Source organism: Pseudomonas ogarae (assembly GCF_014268695.2).
In the GTDB taxonomy this organism is placed as follows: Bacteria; Pseudomonadota; Gammaproteobacteria; order Pseudomonadales; family Pseudomonadaceae; genus Aquipseudomonas; species Aquipseudomonas kilonensis.
In genome coordinates this window covers 1,829,069-1,855,303 of record NZ_CP077086.1, presented here as the reverse complement: position 1 = coordinate 1,855,303, position 26,235 = coordinate 1,829,069, and the positions used below count along the sequence as shown (strand labels likewise).

Below are 26,235 nucleotides of genomic sequence, written 5' to 3'. Positions count from 1 at the left end.
AAGCAAGTTTCCGGCGCGCTCTGATCTCGGCACGCACGAAAAACGCAGCAGGAGATTCCCCGGCTGCGCGAATAATCTGTCACCGGGCCTGTTGGCAGAGATTCCAATCGAAATCCTGCACCAACCCGATGCTGCTCCCTTTTGCAGACAACCGTCTATTGAACGTAGGCGCTTGGCAAAAGTTCCCTCTATTTATAGTGCTGTGCACTGAATATCAGGCAACCGTGACGAGATAAACTGCGTTCTGTCCTCGAAACGGTAGCCTTGTCGACCTTGTATCAAAACCAGCGATCCGACGAAGCGTGTCGCTTTTCTGTCACGCTGGTTTCACATTGCCATGAATGCCCGGCTATTGTGCCGATCCCCCCCTCTATATACTAGTGGGCTGCGTGGCTGCCTGACCCGTTGAAGCGGTGTCTTGCGCCAACCCCGACCCGGGTCGCCTTGAGCGGAAACCATTCGAATGAGCCAACAGTTTCAACACGATGTTCTGGTAATCGGCAGCGGAGCCGCCGGATTGAGCCTTGCACTGACCTTGCCTGCGCATTTGCGCATTGCAGTCCTGAGCAAGGGCGACCTGGCCAACGGTTCGACCTTCTGGGCCCAGGGCGGCGTCGCAGCCGTGCTGGACGATACCGACACTATTGAATCCCATGTCGACGACACCCTTAATGCCGGCGGTGGCCTGTGCAATCCGCAAGCGGTGCGTTTCACCGTGGAACACAGCAGGGAAGCCATCCAGTGGCTGATCGACCAGGGTGTGCCGTTTACCCGTGACGAACAATCGGGCACCGAAGACGGCGGTTTCGAGTTCCACCTGACCCGCGAAGGCGGTCACAGCCATCGGCGCATCATCCACGCGGCCGACGCCACCGGTGCGGCGATCTTCAAGACCCTGCTCGCCCAAGCGCGACAGCGGCCGAACATCGAATTGCTGGAGCAGCGCGTAGCGGTCGACCTGATCACCGAAAAACGCCTGGGCCTGGACGGCGATCGCTGCCTCGGCGCCTACGTGCTCAATCGCGGCACCGGCGAAGTCGACACCTACGGCGCGCGCTTCGTCATCCTGGCGTCCGGTGGCGCAGCGAAAGTCTACCTTTATACCAGCAACCCCGACGGCGCCTGCGGCGATGGCATCGCCATGGCCTGGCGTTCGGGTTGCCGGGTGGCGAACCTGGAGTTCAACCAGTTCCACCCCACCTGCCTCTATCACCCGCTGGCCAAGAGCTTTCTGATCACCGAAGCCCTGCGTGGCGAAGGTGCACACTTGAAGCTGCCCAACGGCGAGCGCTTCATGCAACGCTTCGATCCGCGCGCCGAGCTGGCACCGCGCGACATCGTCGCCCGGGCCATCGACCATGAAATGAAGCGCCTGGGCATCGATTGCGTTTACCTGGACATCAGCCACAAGCCCGAAGCGTTCATCAAGAGCCACTTCCCGACGGTGTACGAGCGCTGCCTGGAGTTTTCCATCGACATCACCAAACAACCGATCCCGGTGGTGCCGGCCGCGCATTACACCTGCGGCGGTGTGATGGTCGACCAACAGGGCCGCACCGATGTGCCTGGGCTATATGCCATCGGCGAAACCAGCTTCACCGGCCTGCACGGCGCCAACCGCATGGCCAGCAACTCGCTGCTGGAATGTTTCGTCTACGCCCGCTCGGCGGCGGCAGACATCCTGGCGCAATTGCCGCAGATCGCTATTCCAGTCGCCCTGCCTTCGTGGGACGCCAGCCAGGTCACCGACTCGGACGAAGACGTGATCATCGCCCACAACTGGGACGAACTGCGGCGCTTCATGTGGGACTACGTGGGCATCGTACGCACCAACAAGCGCCTGCAACGGGCACAGCACCGGGTGCGCTTGCTGCTGGATGAAATCGACGAGTTCTACAGCAACTACAAAGTCAGCCGCGACCTGATCGAGCTGCGCAACCTGGCCCAGGTGGCCGAACTGATGATTCGCTCGGCCATGGAGCGCAAGGAAAGCCGGGGGCTGCATTACACGCTGGACTACCCGAACCTGCTGCCTGAGGCTCTGGACACTATCCTGGTGCCGCCCACCTACGCCGACTGAACCTGAGCCGCACCCGCAGGCGCCGATGGACATCCGGCGCCAGCGCATCGCGGGGCACGCACAGCGAGCGGACACGCCGCTCACCCGGCACGCGAAAACGCAGCACGATGATCATCGGCAGCGCCAGGCTATCGGGGCGCAGTTGCACAGCCCGCCAGCCATCGGCCCGGCTCCAGAGCTGCCAGCCCGCGACACTACGCCGCAACCCGCAGAAGGCCCGGCGATGGGTCAGCAATAAATGCCGGGGGATCACCCAGGCGCCATGGGCCAGGCACACTATGACGCCAAGCGCTGCGCACCAGGACGGCACGGACAACAGGAACAACGACCCCAGGGCGAACACCTGGGCCAGCAGATAGGCCGCCAGCAACTGCCCGGAGGCCTGCCAGCGGCATTCGAAGCGATTACTTGGGTTGGACACGGTCCAGGATCATCCTGACCATGCGCTGCAACTCAGGGTCTTCGGATTCGCTGCGCTCCATGAACCAGCCGAACATGTCCTGATCCTCGCATTCGAGCAGGCGGACATAGCAGGCACGGTCCACTTCATTGAGATGGGGATAAACCTCTTTGACGAATGGCACCAGCAACACGTCCAGCTCAAGCATGCCGCGGCGGCTGTGCCAGTAGAGGCGATTCAGTTCAACATCTTCGACCATGGAGCGCTCCTCAAATAGAGCGCAAGTATACAGGCCCCGCCGCAGCGGAACAGACGGCTTTGGTCGGCCACCACCGATCCTTTGTGAACTACCCATTTCAAGGGCGCCCCCTTATGATGTCTACCAGACTTTTTACCCTGCGATGACCCATGGCTGATTCCGCTTTTTTCTGCACCCTGTCCCACGAAGGCATTCTCGCGGTCCGCGGCGTGGATGCCGGCAAATTCCTGCAAGGCCAATTGACCTGCAACCTCGACTACCTGAGTGACAGCCGGGCCAGCCTCGGTGCCCGCTGCACCCAGAAAGGCCGGATGCAATCGAGCTTTCGCATCCTGCTCGAAGGCGACGGCGTGTTGATGGCCATGGCCACCGAGTTGCTCGAACCGCAACTGGCCGACCTGAAAAAATACGCCGTATTCTCCAAATCCAAGCTCACCGACGAAAGCGCGGCCTGGGTTCGCTTCGGCTTGGAAAACGCCGACAAGGCGCTGGCCGGCCTGGGCCTCGAACTGCCGAGCGACACCGACAGCGTGGCACGCCATGAAGCCTTGATCGCCATCCGCGTATCGCCCGGTCGCGCCGAATTGTGGGCCCCCGCCGAACAGGCACAGACGCTGCGAACCCGCCTGGGCGCAGAATTGGCCGAGACAGACCTGAACCCCTGGCTGCTGGGCCAGGTCCGCGCCGGGATCGGCCAGGTCATGCCGGCCACCCGCGAACTGTTCATCCCACAGATGCTCAACCTGCAAGCCGTCGGCGGCGTCAGTTTCAAGAAAGGCTGCTACACCGGCCAGGAAATCGTCGCCCGCATGCAATACCTGGGCAAGCTCAAGCGACGCCTATATCGCTTGCAGCTGGACGCCAGCGAACTCCCGGAACCCGGCACGGCGCTGTTCTCCCCCACGCATGGCAGTTCCATCGGCGAAGTGGTGATGGCTGCCCGCAGCGAAGGAAACATTGAACTGCTGGCGGTATTGCAGGCCGAAGCAGCAGAAGACGACAATTTGCACCTCGGTACCTTGGAAGGCCCACGCCTTCAACAGTTGGACCTGCCTTACGAACTGGATCGCGACCGCGAAATCCAGCGCTGATCGCAGCATTTGCCGCAATACCCTAGAGAACCGAAATGAGCGATTTGGCGGATAAGGTCCAACGGGATTTGGTACAGGCCATCGACAACGATGACTTGGTTCTGCCGACATTACCGGAAGTGGCCCTGCAGATTCGCCGGGCCGCCGAAGACCCGGAAATCAGCGTCAGCAACCTGAGCAAAGTGATCGGCCGCGACACGGCTCTCTCGGCACGCCTGATAAAAGTGGTCAACAGCCCGCTGCTGCGCGCCACCCAGGAAGTCACCGACCTGCACACGGCCATCACTCGATTGGGCGTCAACTACAGCAGCAACCTGGCCATCGGCCTGGTCATGGAGCAGATTTTCCACGCCCGCTCCGAGGTGGTGGAACTGAAGATGCGCGAAGTCTGGCGCAAGAGCCTGGAGATCGCCGGCGTCAGCTATGCGCTGTGTCGCGGTTACACCCAACTCAAGCCCGACCAGGCCGCGTTGGGTGGGCTGGTGCACCAGATCGGCGTGCTGCCCATCCTGACGTATGCGCAAGACAACAATGAATTGCTCTCGGACCCGGTCAGCCTCAACCACGTCATCGAAACGATTCACCCGGTGCTGGGGGACAAACTACTCAGCGTCTGGGAGTTTCCGGAGCGGTTGGTGAAACTGCCGGGGTTGTATCTGGATTTCACCCGGGATTCCCAGCAAATCGATTATGTCGACCTGGTGCAGGTCGCCGCGCTGTATTGCTACAAGGACACCGACCATCCCCTGAGCAAGATTGACGTGTTCGGCGTTCCAGCCTTCAAGAAACTGGGCATCGACCCGGAGAACAAGGCCCGCTGCGCGGATATCGAAGAAGCGCGGTCGATGTTCTATTAAGCAGGTCGGACACCTACGAACTCGTAGTCAGGCCTGAATCTGCGACCTGTGGCAACAGGATTTGTGGGAGCAAAGCTTGCTCGCGAAACAGGCGCCTCGTATAAAGACCGTGTCGCCATCATCGCGGGCAAGCCTTGCTCCCACAGAATCAGTCTGCGCCCGGGATAAAACTCACCCGCACCTTCAACCCGCGTTCCTGCCCATCGTGCAAGGTGATCTGCGCCAGGTGGGCACGGCAGATTTCGCCGACGATGGCCAATCCCAGCCCCGAACCGGCCACTTGCTGGTTGCGTCGATAAAACCGCTCGAACACCCGATCCCGTTCGTGCAGTGGGATGCCGGGCCCATCGTCTTCAACCTCCAGCACGGCCGGCGCAGAAACCCGCAGGATCACATTGCCGCCCGATGGGGTATGGGCCAGGGCGTTGTCCACCAGATTGCTCAACAGCTCGTTCAACAAGGTTGGCTCGCCTCGAAGCCATACCGGCTCGTCAGCTTCCAGGGCCAGCGCCACTCCTCGGGCATGGGCCAGCGGGGCCATGGCCATGCCCAATTCGCGGGCCAACTGGCTGAGATCAAGTAACTGCGCGCCGCCTTCGGCAATGGCCCGGGCGCCATTTTCCACGCGCGCCAGGGACAGCAACTGATTGGCCAGGTGAGTCAATCGATCGGTCCCCTGGGCCGCGGTTTCCAGGGTTTCACGCCAGGTCGCCGGTTCACTGGCACGCAAGCCCAGCTCAAGACGCGCCTTGAGCGCGGCCAAGGGCGTGCGCAGCTCATGGGCGGCATCAGCGATGAACTGCGCCTGACGCTCGAATTGCCCGCGCAGACGCTCGGTGAAATGGTTGAGGGCCCGCACCAGCGGCCATAATTCGTGTTGCACTTCCACCAACGGCAACGGCCGCAGATCGTCCGGCTGGCGCTCCTCCACCGCGGTGCGCAAGCGCTCCAACGGGCGCAGTGCCGCGCTGACCGCAAACCACACCAACAGCAGCGCACCCACGGCCAGCATGCCCAGGCGCAACAGCGTGTCGGCCATCAGCCCGCGAGCCATGCTGACCCGCGCCTCTTCGGTCTCCGCCACGCGAATTTCCGCCATGCCGTTCATGTTCGGCTCGCTCACGGCCTTGAGCAGGCTCACCACCCGCACGCTCTGCCCCTGGTACTGGGCGTTATAGAAGCGCGCAAGGGCCGGGTAATCGTCCGTGCGTGGCGTCCCGGGCGGCGGGCCGGGGAGGTTTTCGTAGCCGGAAATCAGCTTCTTGTCGATGTCATTGACCTGGTAATAAATGCGCCCGGCGCTGTCGTAGGCGAAGGTGTCCAGGGCCACATAGGGCACATCCGCGCTGAGACTGCCGTCGCGCTGGGACAGGCCTGCGGCGATGGTCCGGGCCGAGGCCAGCAGGGTCCGATCATAGGCAGTGTCCGCCGCTTCGCGACCATTCCAGTAGGCGCTCAAGCCGCTGGCGAGCATCAGCACCACCAGCAGCAATGCCAGGTTCCTGAGCAGCCGCCAGCGCAGGCTGTCGGGCTTATGCATTGCGGTTTTCCAGCAGGTAGCCCAAGCCGCGGAACGTCACGATCGCCACCGCATGGCCGTCGAGTTTCTTGCGCAGGCGATGGACGTAGATTTCGATGGCGTCGGGGCTGGCCTCTTCGTCCAGGCCGAACACCTGGGCCGCCAGTTGTTCCTTGCTCATCACCCGCCCTGGCCGGGCAATCAACGCCTCCAGCACGGCTTGCTCGCGGGATGTCAGGGTCAGCAGTTCGTCGTCGAGGGTAAAACGACGGGTGTCCAGATCATAGACCAGCCCGCCACAACGTTGCTGGCGTTCGCCGCCCAGTACGCTGCGGCGCAACAGCGCCTTGACCCGGGCTTCCAGCTCAGTGAGCTCGAATGGCTTGGCCAGGTAATCGTCGGCCCCGAGGTTCAGGCCATGGACACGGTCCTTGACGTCGCTGCGGGCGGTCAGCATCAGTACCGGCAAGGTCTTGCCACGCGCCCGCAGGCGCGCCAGCACCTCGAAGCCGTCCATGCGCGGCAGCCCGACATCCAGGACCGCCACGGCGTATTCCTCGCTGCTCAAGGCCAGGTCGGCCGCGACGCCGTCGTGCAACACGTCCACGGTCAAACCGGTGCTCTTGAGCGCCTGGGCAACGCTCTCGGCGAGCTGAAGATGGTCTTCGACGAGCAGGACACGCATGGGTTAATCCTCGATTCAGGGATGGCCGACGCCATTCTTTGGCGCGGAGTTTACAGCCGCATCTGCCACTGTGAAGCCAAAAAACACGCTGAAAGCTTTTGAAAGGTTAGCGAAAGGTTGAGCCGTTAGAGTCCTCCCACGGACAGTTTCGGCTGCCGTCGCGATGCACATCGCGAACGAAAAACGCCTCGAAGCGTTTTCGCCAAATAAGAACAATAAAGCGGAGTACCACCATGCTGTCCATGCAGCCCCAGGCCTTCACGCCCGCCCCTCTCTCCCGTCCCAACCAGACTACCCTTGTCTGTGCCTTCGCCTGGGCCGATTTGCATCGACGACAAGGTGCATGCGCGCAACGCGACCTGCCGCTTCTTTGAAAACGCTGCGCAGGTCCGCTACAGCTTCAAGCCTGTAATGTCCAATCTACAACACACAACAACAACTCCTGTGGAGACAATAATGAACCTATCACTGCGTAAAGTAGCCCTGGCCGCCGGATGCCTGATGTTCGCCGGGCAGTTGCTCGCCGCCGATCCATCCAAAGAGCCCAAGCGCCCCGAATGCATCGCCCCGGCCTCCCCCGGCGGCGGTTTCGACCTGACGTGCAAGCTGGCACAAAGCGCGCTGGTCAACCAGAAGCTGCTGACCAAGCCTATGCGCGTCACCTATATGCCCGGCGGTGTCGGCGCGGTAGCCTACAACGCAGTGGTCGCCCAGCGCCCGGCCGACGCCGGCACGCTGGTGGCCTGGTCCAGCGGTTCGCTACTGAACCTGGCCCAGGGCAAGTTCGGTCGCTTCGATGAAAGCGCCGTGCGCTGGCTGGCCGCCGTCGGCACCAGCTATGGCGCCATCGCCGTGAAAAGCGACTCGCCCTACAAAAACCTCGACGACCTGGTCCAGGCCCTGAAGAAAGACCCGGGCTCGGTGGTGATCGGTTCCGGCGGCACCGTCGGTAGCCAGGACTGGATGCAGACCGCCCTCATCGCCAAGGCCGCCGGCATCAACCCTCGCGACCTGCGTTACGTGGCCCTCGAAGGTGGCGGCGAAATCGCCACCGCACTGCTCGGTGGACACATCCAGGTAGGCAGTACGGATATTTCCGACTCCATGCCGCACATCCAGAGCGGCGACATGCGCCTGCTCGCCGTGTTTGCCGAGAAACGCATCGACGAGCCGGAAATGAAAGACATTCCGACCGCCAAGGAACAAGGCTACGACATCGTCTGGCCAGTGGTCCGCGGCTTCTACCTCGGGCCGAAGGTCAGCGACGAAGACTACGCCTGGTGGAAAGACGCTTTCGACAAACTGCTGGCTTCCGAAGAGTTCGCCAAGCTGCGCGATCAGCGCGAGCTGTTCCCGTTTGCCATGACCGGCCCGGAACTGGACACCTACGTGAAGAAGCAAGTGGCTGATTACAAGGTGCTGGCCAAAGAGTTCGGCCTGATCCAGTAACCGTCTCTGTTCTCGCGGCGGCGCTGGCACTGTCGGCGCCGCCCAGGAGTTAGTCATGCTCACCATCCAACGTATTTTTGCCGCAGTGCTGCTGCTGGTCTGTATCGGCCTGGCGCTGATGGCTTGGCCCTACCAGGCCGCCTTTTCCTACGAACCGGTCGGTCCCCGCGCCTTTCCCTTGCTGATGCTAGGGCTGATGGGCCTGGCATTGCTGTACATGCTGTTTCGCCCGACCCCCGTCGTGCACAGCGATGACGATCCGCACCTGGACCGCGAAACCTTGCAGAAAATCGGCATCTGCGTGGTGCTGCTGCTGGTCTTCGCCGGGACCTTCGAGCCCCTGGGCTTCATCCTCGCCAGCATCCTGACCGGCGTGCCGATGGCGCGCCTTTACGGCGGTCGCTGGGTGCCGAGCGTGGTGATCATCAGCCTGATGGCCATCGGTCTTTATCTGTTGTTCGACAAGCTGATGGACGTGCCGCTGCCCCTGGGCCTGCTCGACGTCTTGGAGAATTGATATGGATACCCTGAATTATCTCGGCCAGGGTTTTGGCGTTGCACTGACCCCCTACAACCTCGTCACAGCCCTGACCGGCACCCTGATCGGCACCGTGGTCGGCCTGCTGCCGGGCCTGGGCCCGATCAACGGCGTGGCGCTGCTGATCCCGATTGCCTTTGCCCTGGGGTTGCCGCCGGAATCGGCGCTGATTCTGCTGGCGGCGGTGTACCTGGGTTGCGAATACGGCGGACGGATCAGCTCGATCCTGCTCAACATCCCGGGTGAAGCCTCCACCGTGATGACCACCCTCGACGGCTACCCGATGGCCCGCCAAGGCCTGGCCGGCGTGGCGTTGTCGCTGTCGGCGTGGAGCTCGTTCATCGGCGCGTTCATCGCCACCTGCGGCATGGTGTTGTTCGCACCGCTGCTGGCCAAATGGGCGATTGCCTTCGGGCCGGCGGAATATTTCGTCCTGATGGTGTTCGCCATTGTCTGCCTCGGCGGCATGGCCGGCGACCGACCGCTCAAGACGTTTATCGCGGCGCTGATCGGCTTGTTCCTGTCCTGCGTCGGGATCGACGCCAACAGCGGTGTGTACCGCTTCACCGGTGACAACATCCATTTGACCGACGGCATTCAGTTCGTCGTGCTGGTGCTGGGCCTGTTCTCCATCAGCGAAATCCTGTTGTTGCTGGAGAAAACCCATCGCGGCCAGGAAGCGGTAAAAGCCACCGGGCGGATGATGTTCAACTTCAAGGAAGCGGCATCGGTGTTCTGGGTGAACATCCGCTGCGGCGTACTGGGTTTCATCATGGGCGTATTGCCTGGCGCGGGCGCAACCCTGGCCAGTGCCGTGGCCTACATGACTGAAAAACGCATCGCCGGCACCAGTGGCACGTTCGGCCAAGGCGACAAGCGTGGCCTCGCGGCGCCGGAAACCGCTATCGGCGGCGCAGCCTGCGGCGCACTCGTGCCGATGCTGACCCTCGGCGTTCCCGGCTCGGGCACCACCGCGGTGATGATCGGCGCGCTGTCGCTGTACAACATCACCCCGGGTCCACTGCTGTTCCAGCAACAGCCGGACATCGTCTGGGGCCTGATCGCGTCGTTGTTCGTCGCCAACATCATGCTGGTGATCCTCAACATCCCGATGATCCGCATCTTCACCCGCATCCTGGCCGTGCCGAACTGGGCGCTGGTACCGGTCATCGCGATCATCACCGGGATTGGTGTCTACGCGGTGCATGCCACCACGTTCGACCTGTTCCTGATGATCGGTATCGGCATCTTCGGTTACATCCTGCGCAAGCTGGATTTCCCGCTGTCGCCTGTGCTGCTGGGCTTCATCCTCGGTGGCCTGATGGAGCAGAACCTGCGGCGTGCGCTGTCGATTTCCAATGGTGGGCTGGAAATCCTCTGGTCGAGCCCGATCACCTTCGGCTGCTGGATCCTGACGGCAATCATGCTGTTCATGCCGCTGCTGCGGATCTGGCGTCGCCGCAGTGCGCAACGTCGCGCCCTGGCCAATGTCTGAGGCAACCTTCAGACAGTGGTGGGGAACACCGCTGGTCGGCCTGGCCGGCGGTTACCTGGCCAGCCTGATCGGCTGGCCTCTGCCCTGGATGGTCGGCTCGTTGCTGGCGATCATCCTGGTGCGCTGTCTCACGCCGTGGCAATTGATGGAAATCCCCGGCGGCCGTAAATGCGGCCAATGGGTGGTGGGCATCGGCATCGGCCTGCACTTCACCCCGGTGGTGATGGAACAGGTCCTGAGCCACTTCGGCCTGATCTTCTTCGGCGCGCTGATCACCAGCGTGTCCAGCGTAGTGAGTGTCTGGCTGATGCGGCGCACCGGCGAGGACCGCGCTACGGCTTTCTTCTCGAGCATGCCGGGCGGTTCCGGCGAAATGGTCAACCTCGGCGCCCGCAACGGCGCGGACCTCAGCCGTGTTGCGGCGGGCCAGAGCCTGCGGGTGCTGGTGGTGGTGCTGTGCGTGCCGGCGGCCTTCAAGTACCTGTTGGGCGAAGGCGCCCCGGGGCAACACGCCACCACGGTGGACTGGCTGTGGCTGGCAATCCTGTTCCCGGTGGGCGCCCTGCTCGCCTGGCTCTGGGAACGCTTGCGCCAACCCAATCCCTGGTTGTTCGGGCCATTGCTGGTCAGTGCGGCGGTGAGCGTCGGTTGGGACCTGCACATCGGCCTGCCCAATGGCGCCAGCCAGGTCGGCCAATGGTTGATCGGCAGCGGATTGGGGTGTCATTTCAACCGGCAGTTCTTTCGTCGGGCGCCGTCGTTCATGGGCCGCACCCTGGTCGGCACGGTGTTGACGATGCTGATCGCCACCCTGGCGGCCTTGGGCCTGAGTACCCTGACCCACCTGGACCTGCGTTCACTGACCCTCGGCATGATGCCCGGCGGTATCGCGGAAATGAGCCTGACGGCCGAGACGCTGCAACTGTCGGTGCCATTGGTGACGGCGTTGCAAGTGATGCGATTGCTGTTTGTGCTGTTTCTGGCGGAGCCGTTATTCAGGTATTGGATGCGCAGGCCGGGGGCGGCCTGATCGTCCGCGGCGCCTTCATCGCGAGCAAGCTCGCTCCCACAAGAGGTGTGTGACCTTATGTGGGATCGAGCTTGCTCGCGATGGGGCCCTTATTGCCGACCATTTAAAGCGGCGGCAATCGCCAATCAATGGGCGCCTCGCCATGCTGCTCGAGGAATTTGTTGGTCCGGCCAAAATGCCCGCAGCCCAAGAAACCACGATAAGCCGACAACGGCGACGGGTGGACCGAGGTCAACACCAAATGCTTGGTGGCGTCGATCAGCTTCTGCTTGCCCTGGGCATGGGCGCCCCACAGCAGGAAGACCAGGTTCGGCTGGTGTTCGCTGACCACTTCGATGACCCGGTCGGTGAAATGCTGCCAGCCCTTGCCCGCGTGAGCGTTGGCGTTGGCGCGCTCCACGGTCATGGTGGTGTTGAGCAGCAACACGCCCTGGTCGGCCCAGCTTTGCAGGTAGCCGTGATTTGGAATGTCGATGTTCAAATCGCGCTTCAATTCCTTGAAGATGTTCACCAGCGAGGGGGGTGCCGGCACGCCCGGTTGTACCGAGAAGCACAAACCATGGGCCTGGCCCGGGCCGTGGTACGGGTCCTGGCCGAGGATCACAACCTTGACCTTATCCAGCGGCGTGGAATTGAGGGCATTGAAAATCAGCGGTGCCGGTGGGTAAATCTCCTTGCCGGCGGCGTATTCACTGCGCAGGAATTCGCGCAACTCTGCCATGTAGGGCTGGTCGAACTCGGCACGCAGTGCCTGCTTCCAGCTCGGTTCGAGTTTGATACGGTCGTCGGCAGTCATGGTTGCATCCGGTAAAAACAATGGGCGCACCCTAGGAAAGCCTACATGGCTTGTCAATTGATCTGACGCAGAACCGGCACTTTCCTACGCAGCGGTCATACTGATCATTCCAATTTCTGATCGAGGTCACGATGAATCTGCACTTCGAAGAGCTCACCGGCATCGACGGGGCCCGTATCGGCATTGCCACCCTGGACGCCGAAAAATCCCTGAATGCCTTGTCCCTGCCGATGATCAACGCCTTGCGTGATCGTCTCGATGCCTGGGCCCGGGAGCCGCAGGTTGTTTGTGTGCTGTTGCGCGGCAATGGCCCCAAGGCATTTTGCGCCGGCGGTGAAGTGCGCAGCCTGGTGGAAGCCTGCCGTGCCCATCCCGGCGAAGTGCCGCCGCTGGCTGCACAATTCTTCGCGGCGGAATACCGCTTGGACTTCAACCTGCACACCTACCCCAAACCTCTGCTGTGTTGGGGCCATGGTTATGTACTGGGCGGCGGCATGGGGCTGCTGCAAGGCGCCAGTACCCGCATCGTCACACCAAGCAGTCGCCTGGCAATGCCGGAGATCAGCATCGGCCTGTACCCGGACGTCGGCGCCAGTTGGTTCCTGTCGCGCCTGCCCGGCAAGCTCGGGCTGTTTCTCGGCCTGACCGGCGCCCACATGAATGCCCGGGACGCCATCGACCTGGGCCTGGCCGACCGCTTTTTTCTGGATGAACAACAGGACGACCTGATCGAGGGCCTGCTGCAACTCAATTGGCAGGAACAAACCGAGATGCAGCTCAACAGCCTGCTCAAGGCTTTGCAGCAGGAAGCGGTCGACAAAATGCCAGAAGCGCAATGGCTACCACGCCGGCAGAAAATCGACGAATGGCTGGATGTCAGCGACGTGCGTTGCGCCTGGAAAGCCCTCAGCCTGCTGGTGGAGCACCCTGATCCGCTGATCGCCCGGGCGGCCAAGACCATGACCGAAGGCTCGCCGTTGACCGCTTGTCTGGTCTGGGAGCAGATCGCCCGGGCCCGCCATTTGTCCTTGGCCGGTGTGTTCCGGATGGAATACACCTTGAGCCTCAACTGCTGCCGCCATCCGGAATTCAGCGAAGGCGTACGCGCGCGCCTGATCGACAAGGACCACAAGCCCCACTGGCACTGGCCGGACATCAACCATGTGCCCGAAGCGGCGGTCGAGGCGCACTTTCACAAGGCGTGGGAAGGTCGGCATCCGTTGGCGGATTTGTCCAACGAATAAAGCCCCTGGGTGACACCCAGTGGGAGTGACATTCTGTGAGAGTGATATCTGTGGGATGTGACATCTGTGGGAGCAAAGCTTGCTCGCAATAGCGGTATGCCAGTCACAGAGAGGCTGACTGATCCCCTGTCATCGCGAGCAAGCTTTGCTCCCACAAGCCTTATCCCATCGGGTTTATTGCAGACATAAAAAAGCGGCGCTTGATGCGCCGCCTTTTTCTGCCCTGGGATCAGCGGTGGTTGCGTCGTCCATCGTGATCGCCGCGTCCACGATCATAATCACCGCGTCCACGATGATCACGCCCGCCTCGACCCCGTCGGTCATCATTCCAGCCACCCCGGCTATGGCCGTCCCAGCCACCCCGGTGTGGATAAGGTCGGTACGCCGCTCGCGGTGGCGAGTAGTGGCGTGGGCCATGTTGGTAGTAACGCGGTGCCGAGTAGTAGCGCGGCGCCGGTTGGTAATACCGCGGGGCGTAATAGCCACGCGGTGCCGAATAGTAACTCCCGCCACCGCTGTAATAGACCGGTGCCGGTGAGGTGTAGACCTCGGAACGGTAGTAGCTCGAGTCTCCGTCGTAATAAGGCACGCAGGCCGAAAGAGTCAAACCGAGAAACGCAATGAGCAGCAGTCGTCGATACATGGCGGCCTCCTGGACCGCGGATGGGCCACATCAGCGACGCTGATGGGCGGCAGTCATCTATTGGGTGACTGACGATTAATCTGACAGCGAAATCGAGATCTGGTGCGCTCCAGCAATAAGTTGAAACATGTAGCTCTTTGCCTCATGCCGGTGCGCAGCGGCACCACAATTGCGCACCCGGCCCGCCCCCAGCCACCGACTTGCGGCCCCCGCCCTCTCTGGACCGGGCCTTGACCCCAGTTGGCACGGCTCTCGCTTTAACAAATTCCGTGCAGGAGTCATCACAGGTTCGCGGCACCACAATTTGCAATGGCTGACTAGGGTTCCGGCTCGCTTCTGGCGAGCGGCTGGTCCGAGAGTTGGCGACCTCCAGTTGAGGTTACACGGCGGGACAAAAGCCCGGGAGACAAGCCACCGTTCGCGGTGCCGCGTTGCTCCTGTCCGCCCTTGATCAACTGGAGAATTACCATGCTCAAGCTTCGTCTGTCCGCCCTGCTCCTCGCCGCCCTCTCGGCCCTCGCGAGCTTCTCATCCGCCGCCGCCCAAAAAGACCATTTCAGCGTCTGCTGGACCATTTACGCCGGCTGGATGCCCTGGGAATACGCCGGCAGCCAAGGCATCGTCGATAAATGGGCGAAAAAGTACGGCATCAAGATTGATGTCGTGCAGCTCAACGACTACGTCGAATCCATCAATCAGTACACCGCCGGTCAGTTCGACGGCTGCACCATGACCAACATGGATGCCCTGACCATTCCCGCGGCCGGTGGCGTGGACAGCACCGCGCTGATCGTCAGCGATTTTTCCAATGGCAACGACGGTATCGTCCTCAAGGGCGAGGGCAAGAAAGTCGCCGACCTCAAGGGCATGGACGTCAATCTGGTGGAACTGTCGGTGTCCCATTACCTGCTGGCCCGCGCCCTGGATTCGGTTGGTCTCGCCGAGAAAGACCTGAAAGTCGTCAACACCTCCGACGCCGACATCTCCGCCGCCTTCAACACCGACCAGGTCAAGGCCGTCACCACCTGGAACCCGATGCTCTCGGACATCAAGGCCCAGCCAGGTGTGAGCGAAGTGTTCAATTCCAGCCAGGTTCCCGGCGAGATCATGGACATGATGGTGGTCAACACCCAGACCCTGCAGGACAACCCCGCCCTGGGCAAAGCGTTGACCGGCGCCTGGTTCGAAGTGGTGGCGCTGATGAACGCGAAAAACGCCGCCAGCCAGGCTGCGCTGGAACACATGGCCAAAGCGTCGGGCACCGACCTCAAAGGTTTCCAGGCGCAGCTGGACACCACCAAATTGTTCGCCACACCCAAGGAAGCGCTCAACTTCGCCACCGGCGAACAACTGCCCGCCACCATGGGCAAGGTAGCCGAGTTCTCGTTCCAGCACGGTTTGCTGGGCGAAGGCGCCAAGAGCACCGACGCAGTCGGCATGACGTTCGCCAATGGCGTGACCCGCGGCGACAAGGCCAACCTCAAGCTGCGCTTTGACCCGACCTACGTACAGCTGGCCGCCGACGCCAAGCTGTAAACCGGAGGACCTGGCATGCGCCTGATCAACCGCTACCCGGATCGTCCCAGCCGCTTGTTGCTGGTGATCCTGCCATTCGCGCTGGTGTTGTTCGCCTACTTCATGGGCTCGGCCGAACGGTTGACGGACAACCCCAACGACAAGCTCCTGCCCAGCGCCGTGCAAATGGCCGATGCGGTCAAACGCCTGGCCTTCACCGCCGATGCCCGCAGCGGCGACTATCTGCTCTGGCAAGACACCGCGTCGAGCTTGCGTCGGTTGGCCATCGGCCTGGGCATCAGCGCCCTGGCCGGGCTGTGCCTGGGCATTGCCGCCGGTACGTTGCCGCTGTTTGGCGCACCGCTGTCGCCGTTGCTCACCGTGGTGTCGATGGTGCCGCCGCTGGCTATCCTGCCGATCCTGTTCATCGTCTTCGGCCTGGGGGAACTGTCGAAAGTGATGCTGATCGTGATTGGCATCACACCGTGCCTGGCGCGCGACCTGGAACAGCGCGCCCGGGAAATTCCGCCCGAGCTGCTGATCAAGGCCCAGACCCTCGGCGCGTCGACCTGGACCCTGATGCTGCGGGTGGTGCTGCCGCAACTGCTGCCGCGCCTGTTGATTTCCCTGCGGCTGATGCTCGGTTCGGCCTGGCTGTTTCTGATCGCCGCTGAAGCCATCGCCTCTACGGATGGGCTGGGCTATCGGATTTTCCTGGTGCGTCGTTACCTGGCGATGGACGTGATCTTGCCATATGTGGTGTGGATCACCCTGCTCGCCTGGCTGATGGACTGGGGCCTCAAGCAACTGACCCGGCAAGCGTTCCCCTGGTACGAGGGGGCGAAGGCATGAGCTTCATTACGGTGAACAACGTCTGGCAACAGTATGCCGACCAGGTGGTACTGGAGCGTTTGAACCTGAGCGTCTCTGAGGGTGAGTTCTGCACCCTGGTGGGCGCCTCGGGTTGCGGCAAGTCGACCTTCCTGCGCTTGCTGCTGGGCCAGGAACGCGCCAGTCGCGGACAGATTCTCCTGGATGGCGAACCCTTGGCCGGCGAGCCGGATGCCAGCCGGGGCGTGGTGTTCCAGCGCTATTCGGTGTTCCCGCACCTGAGCGTGCTGGACAACGTGGCCCTGGGCCTGGAGTTGCCGCGCTCGCCGCTGCTGGGCCGCCTGTTTGGCAGCGCCAAGCGCCAGGCCCGCGACGACGCCGCGCAACTGCTGGACAAGGTCGGCCTGGGCCATGCGCTGGATAAATACCCGGCGCAACTGTCCGGGGGCATGCAACAGCGGCTGGCGATCGCCCAGGCACTGATCATGAAGCCGCGTGTCCTGCTGCTGGACGAGCCCTTCGGCGCCCTCGACCCGGGCATTCGCAAAGACATGCACGCCCTGTTGCTGGAGCTGTGGCGCGAAACCCGGCTGACGGTGTTCATGGTCACCCATGACCTGTCCGAAGGTTTCAGCCTCGGCACACGCCTGCTGGTGTTCGACAAGGTCCGTGTCGACCCGCACGCCCCCGGCGCCTATGGCGCCCGCATTACCTACGACATTCCATTGAACAGCGACCGCCGCACCGCCCGTGCCGCCGTCGACGCCCTGCCCGCCGGACTGGCCGGCACGTTGCGTATCGCTTGAACGGAGTTTTGCCATGACCGACTCGACCCAATTGTTTACACCTTTCGCCGAAGAACTGCTGCCCGGCGGCGGCCACCGTTCCTTCGTGCTCAAGCGCGGCCAACTGCTGCGCCTGACCGACCTGCGCGGCGGGGCCAACGTGAGCCTGACGCTGCTCAACGCCAACGAAAAAACCGAACGCCTGAACCTGCCCGACAGCCTCAAATGCCAACACACCGCCAAGCTCACCACCGGCCATTGCCTCTACTCCGACATGGGCCGGGTGCTGGCGGCCATCACCGCCGACACCTGCGGCTGGAGCGACAGCCTCGGCGGTGTGCTCTGCGCCGAGGAAGTCGCTGAAAAATACGGTCAGGGCCGCTACCAGGAACTGCGCAACGGCTTCTTTCGCAACGGCACCGACAACCTGCTGGTGGAGCTGGGCAAATGGGGGCTGGGCCTGTCCGACCTGCTGATGACCCTCAACCTGTTCAGCCGGGTCGATGTCGATGAGGCCGGAGGCTTTCACTTTGTCGAAGGCAACTCCAAGGCCGGTGATTACATCGAGCTGTACGCACCGATGGACACCCTGGTGGTGCTGACCGCGCTGCAGCACCCGATGGACCCGAACCCGCAATACGCCCCGCAACCGCTCAAGCTCAGTTGGATGAACGCTGACGCCAGCGTCGCCGAGCACTGTCGTCATTCGCGCCCGGAAAACCAGCGCGGCTTCATCAACACCGACCGCCTGTTCGCCTGAGGATCGCTGCCATGTCACTCGCCATCGCCACCGCACACAAGCAACCCGATACTGCCGTCTACCGCGCCACCATCCCCGCCGGGGAGCCCTGGCTGGTGGAGGTCAAGGCCGGCCAGACCCTGCGCATCCTCGACCTGGAAGGCAACCAGGCGGTCGATACGCTGTTCTACAGCCTGGCCAACCCCAAGGAACGCTACGACGTGCAGCGCACCCTGCGCCGGCAGAACAGCGTCTACCTGAGCACCGGCAGCGTGCTGTATTCCAACCTCGGCCACCCGATGCTGACCATCGTCGAAGACACTTGCGGACGCCACGACACCCTCGGCGGCGCCTGCGCCCAGGAAAGCAACACCGTGCGCTACGCCCTGGAAAAACGCTACATGCACAGCTGCCGCGACAACTACCTGCGGGCCTGCGCCCACGACGGTCGGCTGGGCAAGGGCGACATCGGGCCGAACATCAACTTCTTCATGAACGTGCCGGTCACCGCCGATGGCGGCCTGACCTTCGAAGATGGGATCTCGGCGCCAGGGAAGTACGTCGACCTGCGGGCCGAGATGGACGTGATCGTGTTGATCTCCAACTGCCCGCAACTGAACAACCCGTGCAACGCCTACAACCCCACGCCAGCGGAGCTCTTGATATGGAACTGAAACTCACCCGCCTTCGGCGCTGGCTGTTCGCGTTGTGCCAGAGCCGGTCGGGGCAGTGCATCAAATAACGCCCTGATCCCCTGTGGGAGCGAGCTTGCTCGCGATAGCGGTCTGTCAGTTACATCAAGGTTGGATGTACCGCCGCTATCGCGAGCAAGCTCGCTCCCACAAGGGGAGTAGTGGTGTTTGGAGGTTTGTCGCCAGGGACGACCCCGGCGGCCATCGAAAACTGCGGGACGGCCCGCATCCCAGTTCAGGCAGCACGCATGCCTGAGGGGGCAATGCCATGTTCGAAAAAATCCTGATCGCCAACCGTGGCGCCATCGCCTGCCGCATCCTGCGGACCTTGCGTGAGCTGAAGGTCGAAGGCGTCGCAGTGTATTCCCAGGCCGACGCGGCCAGCTTGCATATCCTCCAGGCCGATGAAGCCCACTGCCTGGGCGAAGGCGCGGCGGCCGGTACTTACCTGGCGGTGGACAAGCTTTTGGCGATTGCCAAAAGCAGCGGCGCGACCGCGATCCATCCCGGCTACGGCTTTCTCTCGGAAAACGCCGCCTTCGCGCAAGCGTGCGAAGCTGCCGGTATTGCCTTCATCGGTCCGACGCCAGAACAACTGCGCATGTTCGGCCTCAAGCACACAGCCCGCGACCTGGCGCGCCGGCACGGTGTGCCACTGCTCGAAGGCACCGAACTGCTCGACAGCCTCGACGCCGCGCTATTGGCCGGCACGCAGCTCGGCTATCCGGTGATGCTCAAAAGTACCGCCGGCGGCGGCGGTATCGGCATGCGTGTGTGTCGCAGCGCCGCCGACCTGAGCGAATCCTTCGAAGCGGTCAAGCGCCTGGGCCAGAACAACTTCAGCGACGCCGGGGTGTTCATCGAAAAGTACATCGAACGTGCGCGGCATCTGGAAGTGCAGGTATTCGGCGACGGCCTGGGCCAAGTGATTGCCTTGGGCGTGCGCGACTGCTCGGTGCAACGGCGCAACCAGAAAGTCCTCGAGGAAACCCCGGCGCCGAACCTGCCCGAGGGCATGGCCGATGAACTCTGCGCAGCGGCGATCCAACTGGCCCAGGCCGTGAACTACCGCAGCGCCGGCACCGTGGAGTTCGTGTTCGACAGCGACGCGGGGCGCTTCTATTTCCTGGAAGTGAACACCCGCCTGCAAGTGGAGCACGGCGTCACCGAGCAGGTGTGGGGCGTGGACCTGGTGCGCTGGATGGTGCAACTGGCGGCCGGTGATCTACCGCCACTGAGTGAGCTGGGCCAAGGTTTGAAAGCCGAGGGCCACGCGATCCAGGCGCGCTTGTATGCCGAGGATCCAGGTCGGGATTTCCAGCCAAGCCCGGGGCTGCTGACCGCCGTTAAATTTCCCCAGGCCGACGGCAAGGCACTGCGCATCGACACCTGGGTCGAGGCCGGTTGCCAGGTCCCACCCTATTTCGACCCGATGATCGCCAAGGTCATCCGTTGGGCGCCAACCCGCGAGCAGGCGCGCCTGGGCTTGCATCAAGCGCTGGACGAAAGCCTGCTGTACGGCGTCGAGACCAACCGCCAATACCTGCAACAGATTCTCCTCGACACGCCGTTTGCCAGCGGTCAGCCCTGGACCCGCTGCCTGGAGGCGTTGGTCTATCGCGCCAACACCGTCGAAGTGCTCAGCCCCGGCACCCAGACCAGCGTCCAGGACTATCCCGGCCGCCTCGGTTACTGGGCGGTGGGTGTGCCGCCGTCGGGACCGATGGACAGCCGTTCGCTGCGCCTGGGCAATCGCCTCTTGGGCAACGAAGAAGGTGCGGCGGCCTTGGAAATCACCATGAACGGGCCGCTGCTGCGCTTCAACTGCGCTGCCCGGGTGGCGGTGACCGGTGCGGTGATTGCCCTCACGCTCGACGGCGAAGCGGTGCCGATGAACACGCCGTTGTCGATTGCTGCCGGCGCCACCCTCGCCATCGGCCACATCTCTGGCGCCGGGGCGCGCAGCTACCTGTGCCTGCAAGGCGGCGTGCAAGTGCCGGATTACCTGGGCAGTAAAAGCACCTTCACCCTCGGCCAGTTCGGCGGCCATGGCGGACGGGCGTTGTGTACCGGCGACGTGTTGCACCTGGCACCGCTGGATGAGCACGCGATGCTGCCGCCAACGAGCGCGCCGATCCTGGAACTGCCAAGCGTGCGCCAGATCCGCGTGATCTACGGTCCCCACGGTGCGCCCGAATACTTCACCGAGCGCTACATCCAGACGTTCTTCGACACGGCCTGGGAAGTGCACTTCAACTCCAGCCGCACCGGCGTGCGCCTGATCGGGCCGAAACCCGAATGGGTCCGCGCCGACGGTGGCGAGGCCGGGCTGCATCCTTCCAACATCCATGACAACCCCTACGCCATCGGCGCCGTGGACTTCACCGGCGACATGCCCGTCATCCTCGGCCCCGACGGCCCGAGCCTGGGCGGTTTCGTCTGCCCGGTGACGGTGATCGAAGCGGACCTCTGGCAGTTGGGGCAACTCAAGGCGGGGGACAAGGTGCGGTTTGTGTCGGTGGATGTATCGACCGCGCGCTCACTGGCCCTGCAATGGGATCAATGTGGGAGCGAGCTTGCTCGCGATAGCGATCTGTCAGTCACATCGATTCTGGATGTCACGCCGCTATCGCGAGCAAGCTCGCTCCCACAGGGGCTGGGGTCGCCTGTGGTGTTGGATATCGGCCAGGACGATACGCGCCTGGTGGCAAGGCTATCTGGCGACACCCACCTGCTGCTGGAAATCGGCGCCCCCGAACTGGACCTGGTGCTGCGCTTTCGCGCCCATGCCTTGATGCAGGCGTTGGAACACAAACACCTGCCCGGCGTGATCGACCTGACGCCGGGCATTCGCTCGCTGCAAGTGCACTACCAACCCGAGCAAATGCCCCTGGCCGATCTACTGAATATCGTCGCCGGTGAGTGGGACGCCGTGTGCGCGGCGCAGGACCTGCAAGTGCCGTCGCGCATCGTCCACCTGCCGCTGTCCTGGGATGATCCGGCCTGCCAGCTCGCCATCGAAAAATACATGACCACGGTGCGCAAGGACGCGCCCTGGTGCCCGAGCAATCTGGAGTTCATCCGACGCATCAACGATCTGCCCAACCTCGATGAAGTGCAACGCACGGTGTTCGACGCCAGTTACCTGGTGATGGGCCTGGGGGACGTCTACCTCGGCGCGCCGGTCGCCACGCCGCTCGACCCACGGCATCGACTGGTGACCACCAAATACAACCCGGCCCGAACCTGGACCGCGGAAAACTCGGTGGGCATCGGCGGCGCCTATATGTGCGTGTACGGTATGGAAGGTCCTGGTGGCTACCAGTTCGTCGGACGCACGTTGCAGATGTGGAATCGTTATCGGAACGTCGCCGCCTTCGACGGCAAGCCGTGGCTGCTGCGGTTCTTCGACCAGATCCGCTTCTATCCGGTCAGCGCCGACGAACTGCTGCGCATCCGGCGGGACTTCCCCCTGGGCCGCTTCGACCTGGAGATCGAGCACAGCCAGCTCAACCTCGCCGACTACCAGCGTTTCCTGGTGCAGGAAGCCGACGGCATCGCCGCGTTCCGCCAACGGCAACAAGGCGCCTTCGACGCCGAGCGCGAGCGTTGGATCGCCAGTGGCCAAGCGCACTTCGACAGTGAAGAAGCGGCCATCGAACCCAGCGAAGATTCGCCGCTGAACGACGGTCAATTAAGTGTCGACAGCCACATCGCCGGCAACCTCTGGCAGGTGCAGGTAGACGTTGGCGCACGGGTCGCCGCCGGTGATGTGCTGGTCATCCTGGAGTCGATGAAAATGGAAATCCCGCTGCTTGCGCCCTCGGCCGGCGTGGTGCGCGAGGTGCGCGTCCAGCCAGGTTCTGCAGTGCGCGCCGGACAGCGCGTCGTGGTGCTGGACCGTGACTGAACTCAATCAAAGGATTAACACCATGAACCTCTCTCTTCGCTTGGACGACCTGCGCAACACCTACCGCAGCGGCGAACTGACGCCACGCCAATTGCTGTTGGGCCTGCGGGAAAAAGCCGCAGCGCTGAACCCGGACTATCACCTGTTCATCCACCTGCTGACGGCCGAAGAACTGGAACCCTACCTGGCCGCATTGGAAAGCCGCGACCTGGAGAGCCTGCCGCTGTACGGCGTGCCGTTTGCCATCAAGGACAACATCGACCTGGCCGGCATTCCGACCACCGCCGCCTGCCCGGCGTTTGCCTACGTGCCAGACCGTTCGGCGACCATTGTCGAGCAGTTGCTGGCTCTGGGCGCGATCCCTCTGGGCAAGACCAACCTCGACCAATTTGCCACCGGGCTCAATGGCACTCGCTCGCCCTACGGCGCCTGCCGCAACAGCGTGTTGCCCGACTATCCGGCAGGCGGTTCGAGCGCCGGCTCGTCGCTGGCCGTGGCCCTGGGCGTGGCGAGTTTTGCCTTGGGCACCGATACCGCCGGCTCCGGTCGGGTGCCCGCAGCGTTGAACAACCTGGTGGGGTTGAAGGCCACCTTGGGGTTGATCTCCACGGCGGGCGTGGTCCCAGCCTGTCGCACCCTGGACTGCGTCACCACCTTCACAGCGACAGCCAAGGAAGCCAGCCAGCTCTTGGCGCTGACGGCCCGTCCAGACCCTCGTGACGACTACAGCCGCCACAACCCGCAGTGGAACGACGGCGCCGCGTTCGGCGCGCCTCGGCGCTTTCGTTTCGGTGTGCCGCGCCAACGGGACTTGGCATTTTTCGGCTGCCTGGAAGGTCCGCAGCTGTTTCAGGAAGCCATCGACCGACTCGAACGCCTGGGCGGTGAAGCCGTGGAACTGGACTTGTCGCCGTTCCTGGAAGCCGCACGGCTGCTGTATGAAGGCCCCTGGGTGGCCGAACGCTACAGCGTTGCCGGCGCCTTGATGGAACATGAGCCGGAGGCCGTACTGCCGGTCATCCGCGCTGTCCTGGCGAAAGCACCTACGGTGGATGGTGTACAAACCTTCCGTGCCCGTTACCGTTTGCAAGCCCTCAAGGCCCAGTGCGACCGGGCCATGGATACGCTCGATTGCGTCCTCACCCCGACCATCGGCCGCCCGGTGACCCTCGCCGAACTGGCCGCCGAACCGGTGCTGCGCAATTCGGAGCTGGGTTACTACACCAATTTCATGAACCTGCTGGACTACGCCGCCGTCGCCGTACCCAGTGCGTTCATGGCCAACGGCTTGCCCTGGGGCGTGACGTTGCTCGGTCGAGCCTTCACCGACCAATACCTCTTGAGCGTGGCCGATGCCCTGCAGCGTCAACAGGACAAGGCCTTGCCAGCGCCCGCCAACCCGGCGCGCCACGACCGGGCGCGGCTGGTGGTGTGTGGCGCACACCTGGATGGGTTGGCGCTGAACTGGCAACTCAAGCAACGCGGCGCGCGGCTGATCGAGGCCACCCAAAGCTCAGCGGATTACCGCCTCTACGCCTTGGCCGGTGGCCCGCCCTTGCGTCCCGGCATGCTTCGGGTCAGCGAGGGCGGCGTGGCGATCGAGGTGGAGGTCTGGGAACTGCCGAGCAGCGAACTGGGTTCATTCCTGACCGGCATCCCCGCACCATTGGGGCTGGGTAAGGTGCAACTGGCCGATGGTCGCTGGGAAAGCGGATTCATCTGCGAGTCGTATGGCCTGGAAGGCGCGCGGGACATCAGTCACCTGGGGGGATGGCGGGCTTATCTGCGTAGCCTGGAATAAGGCTGAACCGGTGGTGAGGGCACTTGTTCCCTCATCACCGTCCCACAAACCTGCAAATCCGAATGTCTTTTCCCACAAGGCCACTAAACTGACTTCATTGGGTCTGCGCCAAGGGAATCGCCATGTCGCTCCGTTCGCCGTTGTATTCCCAGCGCAAGCCGCTCCTGGCCGTGGTGGCGCTGCTCGGTACAGGTTTCCTGATCATTGCGTTGCTGGGCTACTACGCAGCCCATGCCTCGGTACGCGATAACATCCTCAAGACGCTGTATCTGAACCTGCTGATCGGCATGCTCGTGACGCTGGCGGTCCTGGCAATCCTTTATCGGTTGATCAACAGCTACCAACAACGCATCGACGCCCAGGCCACCCTCGACAGCCTGACCGAATTGCCGAATCGCCGTGGCTTCGACCTGCTGGCCGTGCAAGCCCTGCATGAAGCCCAGCGCGAGCCAAAACCCTTGACTGCGGTGCTGGTGGAACTGGACGAGTTCAAGCGGTTGGACAGCACCCATGGTCATATCGCCACCGAACAACTGCTGACCGGGTTCGCCCGCGACCTGACGCAAAGCCTGCGGCATTCGGACATCGTGTGTCGCTGGAGCACTGAAGCCTTTGCCGTCCTGCTCAAGGACACCGACGGACAGACCGGTCTGAAGATCGCAGAGAAAATTCGTCAGCACATCGAAAAGCAGCGCTATTTCTGCAGTGGAAAACAATTGCTGGTCACCGTCAGCCTCGGCCTCACCACCTTGCAGGACGAAGACACCTTGCACAGCCTGCTGTCGCGGACCGATCATGCGCTGCAACGCGCCCGACAGACCGGGTGCAACCGAACCTGCGTGGAAATGCCTCATTCCAGTTATGAATAAACCCGACCTTTGCCCGGCCTGCGGCGGTGTCAACGACTGCACCCTGGCCGACCCACGAACCGCCGACCGGGCCTGCTGGTGTTACGGCGTAAGCATCGACCCGGCCGTGCTCGAGGCACTGCCAGCCGAACTGCGCGATCAGTCCTGCCTGTGCCCACGCTGCGCCCAGGTCGAAGCCCAGTTGCGCGCCAAGCCCCAGCCGATCGCGTAAGATGCCCGCCCTCCGTTGCCTTGCCTGAACTGCCCATGCGCGTCGACCGTTTCCTCAGTAATCTGCCGCGATTCAATCGCCAACAAGTGCGCCTGTTGCTGGTGGAACGCCGGGTACGGATCGACGGCCAGACCGTCAGCGATCCCCATGCACAAGTCCGTGAATTCAGCCGTGTAGAGGTCGACGACGAAGTGCTGCAAACGGGCCGGCCGACGCGCTACTTCATGCTGCACAAGCCGCCCGGCTGTGTCAGTGCGACTCGCGACCCACAACACCCCACCGTCCTCGACTGGCTGGACGAACCGGACAAGGACGACCTGCACATCGCCGGGCGCCTGGATTTCAACACCACCGGGCTGATGCTGATCACCAATGACGGCAGCTGGTCGCGCCGCCTGACCCAACCGCAGACCAAACTGCCCAAGGTCTACTACGTCGAAACCGAGCAAATCATCACGGCCGAATACGCCGATACCTTCGCCCGGGGCCTGTACTTTGCCTTCGAAGACCTCACCACCCAACCTGCAGAGCTGACGCTGCTGGGGCCCAGATCGGCGCGCTTGAGCATCGTTGAAGGGCGCTATCACCAGGTCAAGCGCATGTTCGGCCATTTCAACAACAAGGTGCTGCGCCTGCACCGCGAGCGCATGGGCCCGCTGACACTGGATGCCCATCTCGAGCCGGGCCAGTACCGCGCCTTGAGCCTTGAAGAAGTCCATCTCATCTGAACCCACTACCGCTGGGCAGAAGTGTCGAACAATTTTCCGATAGGTACTTGCGCAACGGTCGCCCCCCT

23 protein-coding genes, 1 pseudogene and 1 riboswitch are annotated in these 26,235 nt (G+C 62.9%); of the genes and pseudogenes, 18 read left to right on the top strand and 6 right to left on the bottom strand.

Going from position 1 to position 26,235, the window contains the following annotated elements:
* The first annotated feature begins 463 nt into the window (after positions 1-463).
* Positions 464-2,080, top strand: coding sequence for an L-aspartate oxidase (gene nadB / locus HU749_RS08265; RefSeq protein WP_079303807.1), 1,617 nt, complete (start codon positions 464-466; stop codon positions 2,078-2,080).
* On the opposite strand, the gene HU749_RS08260 is transcribed toward nadB, so the two are convergent.
* Both HU749_RS08260 and HU749_RS08255 read right to left on the bottom strand, forming a co-directional pair.
* Positions 2,049-2,501 (bottom strand): protein YgfX, encoded by a 453-nt coding sequence (locus tag HU749_RS08260; protein WP_186649634.1) that lies wholly within the window; start codon positions 2,499-2,501, stop codon positions 2,049-2,051. The genes nadB and HU749_RS08260 overlap by 32 nt on opposite strands.
* Complete coding sequence (locus tag HU749_RS08255) at positions 2,485-2,739, bottom strand: FAD assembly factor SdhE (protein ID WP_003184348.1); 255 nt, start codon at positions 2,737-2,739, stop codon at positions 2,485-2,487. The genes HU749_RS08260 and HU749_RS08255 overlap by 17 nt, the downstream gene beginning before the upstream one ends.
* 149 nt (positions 2,740-2,888) lie before the next feature.
* Between HU749_RS08255 and ygfZ the strand changes: the two genes are divergently transcribed.
* Together ygfZ and HU749_RS08245 are read left to right on the top strand one after the other, a co-directional pair.
* A complete protein-coding gene (gene ygfZ, locus HU749_RS08250; protein WP_186649631.1) occupies positions 2,889-3,830 on the top strand; it encodes a CAF17-like 4Fe-4S cluster assembly/insertion protein YgfZ in 942 nt (313 codons plus the stop codon).
* 35 nt (positions 3,831-3,865) lie between these two features.
* Positions 3,866-4,687 (top strand): HDOD domain-containing protein, encoded by an 822-nt coding sequence (locus tag HU749_RS08245; protein ID WP_014337024.1) that lies wholly within the window; start codon positions 3,866-3,868, stop codon positions 4,685-4,687.
* 148 nt (positions 4,688-4,835) lie between these two features.
* On the opposite strand, the gene HU749_RS08240 is transcribed toward HU749_RS08245, so the two are convergent.
* Both HU749_RS08240 and HU749_RS08235 read right to left on the bottom strand, forming a co-directional pair.
* Positions 4,836-6,227, bottom strand: a complete 1,392-nt coding sequence (locus HU749_RS08240) for a sensor histidine kinase (protein WP_186649629.1) — start codon at positions 6,225-6,227, stop codon at positions 4,836-4,838.
* A complete protein-coding gene (locus HU749_RS08235) occupies positions 6,220-6,891 on the bottom strand; it encodes a response regulator (RefSeq protein ID WP_003198779.1) in 672 nt (223 codons plus the stop codon). The genes HU749_RS08240 and HU749_RS08235 overlap by 8 nt, the downstream gene beginning before the upstream one ends.
* A 456-nt stretch (positions 6,892-7,347) precedes the next feature.
* Here HU749_RS08235 and HU749_RS08230 point away from each other — a divergent pair, with 456 nt between their 5' ends.
* From HU749_RS08230 to HU749_RS08215, 4 genes are read left to right on the top strand one after another with little or no spacing between them, the layout of a single operon-like run.
* Positions 7,348-8,340 (top strand): Bug family tripartite tricarboxylate transporter substrate binding protein, encoded by a 993-nt coding sequence (locus HU749_RS08230; RefSeq protein WP_014337021.1) that lies wholly within the window; start codon positions 7,348-7,350, stop codon positions 8,338-8,340.
* A gap of 55 nt (positions 8,341-8,395) precedes the next feature.
* Positions 8,396-8,857 (top strand): tripartite tricarboxylate transporter TctB family protein, encoded by a 462-nt coding sequence (locus HU749_RS08225; RefSeq protein WP_079303799.1) that lies wholly within the window; start codon positions 8,396-8,398, stop codon positions 8,855-8,857.
* A gap of 1 nt (position 8,858) precedes the next feature.
* Positions 8,859-10,373, top strand: a complete 1,515-nt coding sequence (locus tag HU749_RS08220) for a tripartite tricarboxylate transporter permease (RefSeq protein WP_186649626.1) — start codon at positions 8,859-8,861, stop codon at positions 10,371-10,373.
* Entirely contained in the window at positions 10,366-11,403 is a 1,038-nt protein-coding gene (locus HU749_RS08215) for an AbrB family transcriptional regulator (protein WP_095962881.1), read from the top strand. Before HU749_RS08220 ends, HU749_RS08215 begins: the two co-directional genes overlap by 8 nt.
* A 103-nt stretch (positions 11,404-11,506) precedes the next feature.
* Here HU749_RS08215 and ung read toward each other — a convergent pair whose 3' ends face one another.
* Positions 11,507-12,199: a uracil-DNA glycosylase gene (ung, locus tag HU749_RS08210; RefSeq protein ID WP_014337017.1), complete on the bottom strand. Its 693-nt coding sequence runs from the start codon at positions 12,197-12,199 to the stop codon at positions 11,507-11,509.
* Between the two features lie 131 nt (positions 12,200-12,330).
* On the opposite strand from ung, the gene dspII reads away from it, so the two are divergent.
* Positions 12,331-13,443 carry an enoyl-CoA hydratase/isomerase DspII gene (dspII, locus tag HU749_RS08205; protein ID WP_186649624.1) on the top strand — a complete coding sequence of 371 codons (1,113 nt, stop codon included), beginning with the start codon at positions 12,331-12,333 and terminating at the stop codon, positions 13,441-13,443.
* Positions 13,444-13,672: 229 nt separating this feature from the next.
* Here dspII and HU749_RS08200 read toward each other — a convergent pair whose 3' ends face one another.
* Positions 13,673-14,086 carry a hypothetical protein gene (locus HU749_RS08200; protein ID WP_079303793.1) on the bottom strand — a complete coding sequence of 138 codons (414 nt, stop codon included), beginning with the start codon at positions 14,084-14,086 and terminating at the stop codon, positions 13,673-13,675.
* Between the two features lie 306 nt (positions 14,087-14,392).
* Positions 14,393-14,494, top strand: a riboswitch (guanidine-I (ykkC/yxkD leader).
* A 60-nt stretch (positions 14,495-14,554) separates the two neighbouring features.
* Between HU749_RS08200 and HU749_RS08195 the strand changes: the two genes are divergently transcribed.
* The 10 genes and pseudogenes from HU749_RS08195 (at position 14,555) to HU749_RS08150 (ending at position 26,167) form a co-directional block, all read left to right on the top strand.
* Positions 14,555-15,622 carry a putative urea ABC transporter substrate-binding protein gene (locus HU749_RS08195; RefSeq protein WP_079303791.1) on the top strand — a complete coding sequence of 356 codons (1,068 nt, stop codon included), beginning with the start codon at positions 14,555-14,557 and terminating at the stop codon, positions 15,620-15,622.
* A 15-nt stretch (positions 15,623-15,637) separates the two neighbouring features.
* On the top strand, positions 15,638-16,453 hold the full coding sequence (locus HU749_RS08190; protein WP_046065143.1) for an ABC transporter permease: 816 nt from the start codon (positions 15,638-15,640) through the stop codon (positions 16,451-16,453).
* Positions 16,450-17,238, top strand: coding sequence for an ABC transporter ATP-binding protein (locus HU749_RS08185; RefSeq protein ID WP_186649620.1), 789 nt, complete (start codon positions 16,450-16,452; stop codon positions 17,236-17,238). Before HU749_RS08190 ends, HU749_RS08185 begins: the two co-directional genes overlap by 4 nt.
* Positions 17,239-17,251: 13 nt before the next feature.
* Positions 17,252-17,977 (top strand): urea amidolyase associated protein UAAP1, encoded by a 726-nt coding sequence (locus tag HU749_RS08180; protein WP_186649617.1) that lies wholly within the window; start codon positions 17,252-17,254, stop codon positions 17,975-17,977.
* Positions 17,978-17,988: 11 nt separating this feature from the next.
* Positions 17,989-18,630 (top strand): urea amidolyase associated protein UAAP2, encoded by a 642-nt coding sequence (locus HU749_RS08175; protein ID WP_042732480.1) that lies wholly within the window; start codon positions 17,989-17,991, stop codon positions 18,628-18,630.
* 286 nt (positions 18,631-18,916) lie between these two features.
* Entirely contained in the window at positions 18,917-22,558 is a 3,642-nt protein-coding gene (gene uca / locus HU749_RS08170; protein WP_186649615.1) for an urea carboxylase, read from the top strand.
* A 22-nt stretch (positions 22,559-22,580) separates the two neighbouring features.
* Positions 22,581-24,359, top strand: a complete 1,779-nt coding sequence (gene atzF, locus HU749_RS08165) for an allophanate hydrolase (RefSeq protein ID WP_186649613.1) — start codon at positions 22,581-22,583, stop codon at positions 24,357-24,359.
* Between the two features lie 251 nt (positions 24,360-24,610).
* A pseudogene (locus HU749_RS08160) lies at positions 24,611-25,228 on the top strand (GGDEF domain-containing protein); the annotation flags it as partial.
* Positions 25,221-25,439 (top strand): cysteine-rich CWC family protein, encoded by a 219-nt coding sequence (locus tag HU749_RS08155; protein WP_186649611.1) that lies wholly within the window; start codon positions 25,221-25,223, stop codon positions 25,437-25,439. The pseudogene HU749_RS08160 and the gene HU749_RS08155, both read left to right, overlap by 8 nt.
* 35 nt (positions 25,440-25,474) lie before the next feature.
* A complete protein-coding gene (locus tag HU749_RS08150) occupies positions 25,475-26,167 on the top strand; it encodes a pseudouridine synthase (protein WP_079303779.1) in 693 nt (230 codons plus the stop codon).
* Positions 26,168-26,235 lie beyond the last annotated feature (68 nt).

What these genes read in the sequence shown, in the direction of transcription:
- nadB (WP_079303807.1), top strand. Translation starts at nt 464, where the DNA reads ATGAGCCAACAGTTTCAACACGATGTTCTGGTAATCGGCAGCGGAGCC.
- HU749_RS08255 (WP_003184348.1), bottom strand. Translation starts at nt 2,739, where the DNA reads ATGGTCGAAGATGTTGAACTGAATCGCCTCTACTGGCACAGCCGCCGC.
- ygfZ (WP_186649631.1), top strand. Translation starts at nt 2,889, where the DNA reads ATGGCTGATTCCGCTTTTTTCTGCACCCTGTCCCACGAAGGCATTCTC.
- HU749_RS08245 (WP_014337024.1), top strand. Translation starts at nt 3,866, where the DNA reads ATGAGCGATTTGGCGGATAAGGTCCAACGGGATTTGGTACAGGCCATC.
- HU749_RS08240 (WP_186649629.1), bottom strand. Translation starts at nt 6,227, where the DNA reads ATGCATAAGCCCGACAGCCTGCGCTGGCGGCTGCTCAGGAACCTGGCA.
- HU749_RS08235 (WP_003198779.1), bottom strand. Translation starts at nt 6,891, where the DNA reads ATGCGTGTCCTGCTCGTCGAAGACCATCTTCAGCTCGCCGAGAGCGTT.
- HU749_RS08230 (WP_014337021.1), top strand. Translation starts at nt 7,348, where the DNA reads ATGAACCTATCACTGCGTAAAGTAGCCCTGGCCGCCGGATGCCTGATG.
- HU749_RS08225 (WP_079303799.1), top strand. Translation starts at nt 8,396, where the DNA reads ATGCTCACCATCCAACGTATTTTTGCCGCAGTGCTGCTGCTGGTCTGT.
- HU749_RS08220 (WP_186649626.1), top strand. Translation starts at nt 8,859, where the DNA reads ATGGATACCCTGAATTATCTCGGCCAGGGTTTTGGCGTTGCACTGACC.
- HU749_RS08215 (WP_095962881.1), top strand. Translation starts at nt 10,366, where the DNA reads ATGTCTGAGGCAACCTTCAGACAGTGGTGGGGAACACCGCTGGTCGGC.
- ung (WP_014337017.1), bottom strand. Translation starts at nt 12,199, where the DNA reads ATGACTGCCGACGACCGTATCAAACTCGAACCGAGCTGGAAGCAGGCA.
- dspII (WP_186649624.1), top strand. Translation starts at nt 12,331, where the DNA reads ATGAATCTGCACTTCGAAGAGCTCACCGGCATCGACGGGGCCCGTATC.
- HU749_RS08200 (WP_079303793.1), bottom strand. Translation starts at nt 14,086, where the DNA reads ATGTATCGACGACTGCTGCTCATTGCGTTTCTCGGTTTGACTCTTTCG.
- HU749_RS08195 (WP_079303791.1), top strand. Translation starts at nt 14,555, where the DNA reads ATGCTCAAGCTTCGTCTGTCCGCCCTGCTCCTCGCCGCCCTCTCGGCC.
- HU749_RS08190 (WP_046065143.1), top strand. Translation starts at nt 15,638, where the DNA reads ATGCGCCTGATCAACCGCTACCCGGATCGTCCCAGCCGCTTGTTGCTG.
- HU749_RS08185 (WP_186649620.1), top strand. Translation starts at nt 16,450, where the DNA reads ATGAGCTTCATTACGGTGAACAACGTCTGGCAACAGTATGCCGACCAG.
- HU749_RS08180 (WP_186649617.1), top strand. Translation starts at nt 17,252, where the DNA reads ATGACCGACTCGACCCAATTGTTTACACCTTTCGCCGAAGAACTGCTG.
- HU749_RS08175 (WP_042732480.1), top strand. Translation starts at nt 17,989, where the DNA reads ATGTCACTCGCCATCGCCACCGCACACAAGCAACCCGATACTGCCGTC.
- uca (WP_186649615.1), top strand. Translation starts at nt 18,917, where the DNA reads ATGTTCGAAAAAATCCTGATCGCCAACCGTGGCGCCATCGCCTGCCGC.
- atzF (WP_186649613.1), top strand. Translation starts at nt 22,581, where the DNA reads ATGAACCTCTCTCTTCGCTTGGACGACCTGCGCAACACCTACCGCAGC.
- HU749_RS08155 (WP_186649611.1), top strand. Translation starts at nt 25,221, where the DNA reads ATGAATAAACCCGACCTTTGCCCGGCCTGCGGCGGTGTCAACGACTGC.
- HU749_RS08150 (WP_079303779.1), top strand. Translation starts at nt 25,475, where the DNA reads ATGCGCGTCGACCGTTTCCTCAGTAATCTGCCGCGATTCAATCGCCAA.